This window comes from Halorubrum sp. Atlit-26R (assembly GCF_003666015.1).
In the GTDB taxonomy this organism is placed as follows: Archaea; Halobacteriota; Halobacteria; order Halobacteriales; family Haloferacaceae; genus Halorubrum.
The window spans coordinates 1-851 of sequence record NZ_QPLT01000158.1 but is presented as its reverse complement, the minus strand read 5'-3'; the positions used below and the strand labels follow the sequence as shown (position 1 = coordinate 851).

Below are 851 nucleotides of genomic sequence, written 5' to 3'. Positions count from 1 at the left end.
GAAGTCGATCTCCTCGACTTCGTTGAGCAGTGTCGTCGCCTAGTCAAACAAGCGTTGGGAAAGCACGCGGGCGAGCCCGCCAGCGGCGGGTTCGCCCGCTGGAAACACGTTGTGCTACACTGTCTTCGGCTCGAAGACGGCCACAGCTACCGAGAAACGCCGAATCGGCTGAAGTATATGGCCGAGATTCGTGACGCACTCGGCTTAGATCCAGACGATCTCCCAGACTACAGCACGATCTACAAGTCGTTTGATCGGCTGAAAATGTGGGTATGGCGGGCGCTGCTGCGCGTTTCCGCGCAGCAGCACCCGCAGTCCGGACACGCTGCGCTCGACAGCACGTTCTTCGATCGGCGACGTGCGTCATCGTACTTTCGCCAGCGGACAGGACGGACGATACAGACGCTGAAAGTGACGACATTGACTGATGTGGTATCGCTAGCTGTTCTCGACGTTCACATCGCAGCTCGGTGGAAGCATGACACGAAGACGGGACCGCAGGTCGTCCGCCGAAACGCGGACGACCTGCAGTCCGTCGCCGCCGACAACGGCTTCCAAGACTGGCACACCGAGTACGAAATCGCCGCACACGACATCGATTACCTCGTTCATTATCGCGGCTCGTCAGCGAACGCAGCCGCGAAAAACGCTCTGAACCGGGCAAAGGGCTACTCTCAGCGGTGGATGGCCGAAACATCCTACTCGACAACCAAGCGCTCGCTCGGCGATGCCGTGCGAGCGCTTGGCTGGTATCGGCAGTTCCGTGAAATCGTCTTGATGTTCGCCATTACCAACATAGAACCACTGTGTGAGCCGCTGTAAACGCGACTCAGCATCTATTCAACACAGCA

General features: G+C 58.5%; 1 protein-coding gene. It reads left to right on the top strand.

Annotation, left to right across the window (positions count from 1 at the left end; genetic code table 11):
• Nucleotides 1-822: IS5-like element ISHla3 family transposase (locus tag DVK07_RS19910; RefSeq protein ID WP_121598547.1), on the top strand; the 822-nt coding region annotated here is incomplete at its 5' end.
• Nucleotides 823-851 lie beyond the last annotated feature (29 nt).